Below are 3,738 nucleotides of genomic sequence, written 5' to 3'. Positions count from 1 at the left end.
GGGGCTGATTAATTACTTTCATCAACGCATGTTGCGTATTCTGTTGCAAGGTAAACCTCGTTTTAATGCAAGGTAAACCTCGTTTTAATGCAAGGTAAACCTCGTTTTAATGCAAGGTAAACCTCGTTTTAATATCTCTAGAACCATTATGAATAAAGGATTACAGCTTAATTAAAAGCATTTAAAAGCTTAAAAATAATTAAAAGCCCAGGGAGTAAAAAATTGCCCTTGGTTTTCGCTTCGCTCAAACTCTATTGAATCTCGCTTTCGCTCGATTCGTCGGGGCAATTTTTGGTTCATATTTTCGTGAATTTGAGAAAAAGCAAAAGCAAGATCAAAAGCAGCTCGGAATTCGCTTCGCTCATGAGCTTTTTTTCTCGCTACGCTCGGTTTAGGAATCAAATTTGGAAAGTTCGCACCCATTCGGGATGCTCTGTAAAGCAGGTGATTGATGGATAGGGAGCTTGTAATCAGGGAAAGGGATGGGCAAATTTTCTCAGTTCGCTCGTAGACACTCGCTCTGTTTAGCGACTCATGCCACGAGATTTCATTTTAGGCGCATGTTGCTGTGCTTTGAGCTGTTGTTCCTGTCTGAGTTTCATCTGTTGTTCTGCTTTGATCTCATCCACACATTTTTTAATGACTTGATAGGATGGGTATAGAGTCTGGTATTGCTTGGCTTTGGCTGGATGTTGTTGTTGGTACTGCTTCCAGGCATGTTCTTTGAATTTGTCATTTTCCAATAAATCCTTCACACCATGTTTTTTCTGGTGTTCATGCTGACCTTTCAGCTTTTTGTGCTCCTGGTAAATCGCATCACGTTGGGCTTCCCAGGCTTTTTTTCCAAACAGTAAGGGTTTGTTCTGAGTTAATTCGTTGTGTTGATCGACCAGGCTTTGCAATTTGTCATGACTTTGCTTGAGTCCGCTTTTCACGATCTCCTGGGCAAGCTGCTGATTGAACTCATTTTGATGTTTGTGGTGCTTGGTCAGGGTTATTTCGGCTTGTTTGAGATTACGCTGCATGAAATCCAGGTCTAGATTCGCGTCTTTTGCGCTGATTTCGCGTTTTAGCACTTTGCCAAGGGTTTCCCTCTGTTTTTCCTCAAACAGGGCTTTTTCGTCAATTGGTGGCGTTTTAGCGCTATTTTTGATTTGGATCTGCTGTTCTGTTTTCAGTGTGCTGAGTTTGATCTCATTTTCAGCAATCAGCAGATCCATATTTTTGCTGTATTGCAGCTGAGCCTGATTTCTCTGTTTGATTTCGTCATTGCTTCGGCTGATTTCGGTCTCAATCCCTTTTCGGCGCAGTTCGGTGACTTTCGGCCCTTCGTGCAGCGTGGCTTCTAAACCATTCTCCTGGTCTTTGTAGCTGCGGTGGTCGACTCGGGCAGTGTATCCAGCCAGATCCAGGTGCATATTGCAGATATCGGCAAAGTGTTCGCGCCAGTGTTCGATTTCTCCACTGTGTTTCTGATCCAGTTCCCGGGTTTTCTCGGTGAAGCCTTCCTGAGTAAGTTTGCGTGTGCTCATCAGGATATGCGCGTGATAATTGCGTTCATCACTACCAGATCCAGTATGCGGTGCATGAATACAGGCATCGACGGCTACCTGGTGTCTGTCCACGATACTGGCGCATAGCTCTTCGAGCATGGCCAGGCGTTGTTCCTGATTTAATTCACTTGGAAAAGCGATTTCAAATTCTCGGGCAACTGTCGAGTTTTTTCGGGTTTCCCGTTGTTCAACTTCGTTCCAGAGTCTTTCCCGGTTTTTTAAATGTTCTGGTGCGCCTTCGGGTAAATAAATTTCTTTATATTCCACACCTGTTTTTCGGCTGTAATCATGTTCTCGGCCCTCACGTTCACAATAGATCTTTTCACCTGCCCGATAGGCAATCGCAGCAGTAGCGGAACGCCCTGCTGATCGTGCTACGGTTTTGACTGAAAAGTGGTAAATCGCCATGCCTATTTTCGCTTTTAAATTTTCACGTAGTGAAGTACAACCGTGGATACGGTTGTCGGGGTATTGGGGAGACCCCAATCGTACTTGCAAACGAAGTTTGCATAAGTGCGCTCTTCGAGGAAAACATTACTATACATATAGCACCTTGAATGCATATTCAAGTGCGCTTATGTTAGGGATGGTTTCCCAGGATGATGGTATTGGATTAATGAGCGTTACTGAAACACTAGACAGCAAAATCAAAGCACAGGAAGAAAAGCTAAAGCAGTTAAAGGCTCAAAGACAGGCAGCACTGGCAAGAGAACGTGCTAAAGAGAAAGAACAAGCTCGAAAGGATGATACCAGACGCAAAATTTTAATTGGATCCTGTATGCTAAAGATCACTGAAGATGATGAACAAGCCAGAGCTAAATTAATTGCTCAGATGGATAAGTATTTAACAGATGAGCGTGACCGAAAGCTTTTTAATTTATAAATTTTGAGGGATAAGTAGTGGAAGATCCAACACTTAATAAGTTAATACGTAATACAGAATTATTCTTCGAACATCACTGGAATGTAGACCTATTAGGAAAGCCTCCTGAATGGTCACCAGTACATTTTAATTTTGGAAAAATTCCTAATTACGATAAACAAGGTGTATATGCGTTTGTCAAAGGGGATTTAGTGACTTATATCGGTGTTGGGACTTCTAGAGGTGCTGGCCGTTATCGTGGTAATGGCTTAAGCGCCAGGGTAATGAAATATTGCCGATGGAATGAAGATAAAACTGAATATATTGCGATAGATCCAAGACTGAAAGATGCTGGATCCATCATTACAATAGGCTTTGAGCGTGATACGGCTTATTTAGCAAATGCCCTAGAAGTTTTTCTTATCTCTAAAATCCAACCTGTCCACAATGTGGTTAAAGTTGGTATGTAATTTCGCATAAGAAATTTTATGTTAAATGATTGTTAGAAATGCCCCTTGATCGAGGCATTTTCTATAAAGAATACTAAAAACTAATTAAAGCCAACCAAGTTTCAAAACAAGGCAGTTCTCAGCAATCATATTTTTAAATTATATAACTCCCAACTGAGCTTTTGCTCCAACGATAAGGCTTTCATTTTGAGTTTCTAAGGCAAATAAACCATACATCAAAGGAGAGGCCGCTGCTCTTTCTAAAGTCTGTTCATATAGTTTATTCCAAACTTTACCCCCTAGTTTTTCATACTCGATGATTAGAGTTTTGAGGCTTTCTTCTCCAAACAAAGTTACATGCCCAGCAAAATCAATCGCTGGGTCATCTATATGGGCTGTTGACCAATCAATAACGCCTGAAACAGCTCCATCCTTTGAAGCTAGTACATGCCCAGCATATAAATCGCCATGTATAAATTGGGTGAAATCTGCCCATAGAACATCATTATCCAACCATTTTCTGTAGCGGGTTTCCAATTGCTCACTTATACCAATTTCAGATTTTACTAACTGCAAATTGTTTGCTATTTCAGGTCTTAAATCTGAAGGTTTCATAATTTTCAAATCATTTTCCCGAACTTCTTTTTCAGGAATACTATGGATTTCAAATAAGGTTTTTGCCAAAGATGTTATGTATTTCGGGCTATCTTTGTCCATATTCCAAATTATTTCATAGGTTTCAGCATCCAAATTTAAAACAGGATTATCTTTAACAAGCTGTGACCTGATAAAAATTTAAAATTCACTGCATGACAAATACCGGTCTAATCTTTTAAGGCATAAACCAAACTTTCTATCATCTCGCCGTTTTCCA

The 3,738-nt window shown here is 40.7% G+C and carries 4 protein-coding genes and 1 pseudogene; 2 read left to right on the top strand and 3 right to left on the bottom strand.

Annotated features, from left to right (window positions below):
* Positions 1-189 precede the first annotated feature (189 nt).
* Both FTV48_RS14250 and mobQ read right to left on the bottom strand, forming a co-directional pair.
* On the bottom strand, positions 190-423 hold the full coding sequence (locus tag FTV48_RS14250; protein WP_068553069.1) for a hypothetical protein: 234 nt from the start codon (positions 421-423) through the stop codon (positions 190-192).
* A gap of 101 nt (positions 424-524) precedes the next feature.
* A complete protein-coding gene (gene mobQ / locus FTV48_RS14245) occupies positions 525-1,961 on the bottom strand; it encodes a MobQ family relaxase (protein WP_107111964.1) in 1,437 nt (478 codons plus the stop codon).
* A gap of 208 nt (positions 1,962-2,169) precedes the next feature.
* Between mobQ and FTV48_RS14240 the strand changes: the two genes are divergently transcribed.
* Both FTV48_RS14240 and FTV48_RS14235 read left to right on the top strand, forming a co-directional pair.
* The gene (locus tag FTV48_RS14240; RefSeq protein WP_088749624.1) at positions 2,170-2,436 is read left to right on the top strand and encodes a mobilization protein; all 267 of its coding nucleotides are present in this window, start codon (positions 2,170-2,172) and stop codon (positions 2,434-2,436) included.
* 17 nt (positions 2,437-2,453) lie between these two features.
* Positions 2,454-2,885, top strand: a complete 432-nt coding sequence (locus FTV48_RS14235) for a hypothetical protein (RefSeq protein ID WP_039090891.1) — start codon at positions 2,454-2,456, stop codon at positions 2,883-2,885.
* A gap of 138 nt (positions 2,886-3,023) precedes the next feature.
* Here the strand turns inward: FTV48_RS14235 and FTV48_RS14230 are convergent.
* Positions 3,024-3,641, bottom strand: a pseudogene (locus FTV48_RS14230) (macrolide 2'-phosphotransferase); the annotation flags it as partial.
* Positions 3,642-3,738 lie beyond the last annotated feature (97 nt).

The sequence above is a fragment of the Acinetobacter sp. YH18001 genome, assembly GCF_013416975.1.
GTDB classification, from domain to species: Bacteria; Pseudomonadota; Gammaproteobacteria; order Pseudomonadales; family Moraxellaceae; genus Acinetobacter; species Acinetobacter pseudolwoffii.
The sequence above is the reverse complement of the archived record's forward strand: the minus strand, read 5'-3'. Positions and strand labels throughout refer to the sequence as shown.

Bases quoted from the DNA above. Each gene is read 5' to 3' on its own strand.
- FTV48_RS14240 (WP_088749624.1), top strand. From the start codon at position 2,170: ATGAGCGTTACTGAAACACTAGACAGCAAAATCAAAGCACAGGAAGAA.
- FTV48_RS14250 (WP_068553069.1), bottom strand. From the start codon at position 423: ATGGGTGCGAACTTTCCAAATTTGATTCCTAAACCGAGCGTAGCGAGA.
- mobQ (WP_107111964.1), bottom strand. From the start codon at position 1,961: ATGGCGATTTACCACTTTTCAGTCAAAACCGTAGCACGATCAGCAGGG.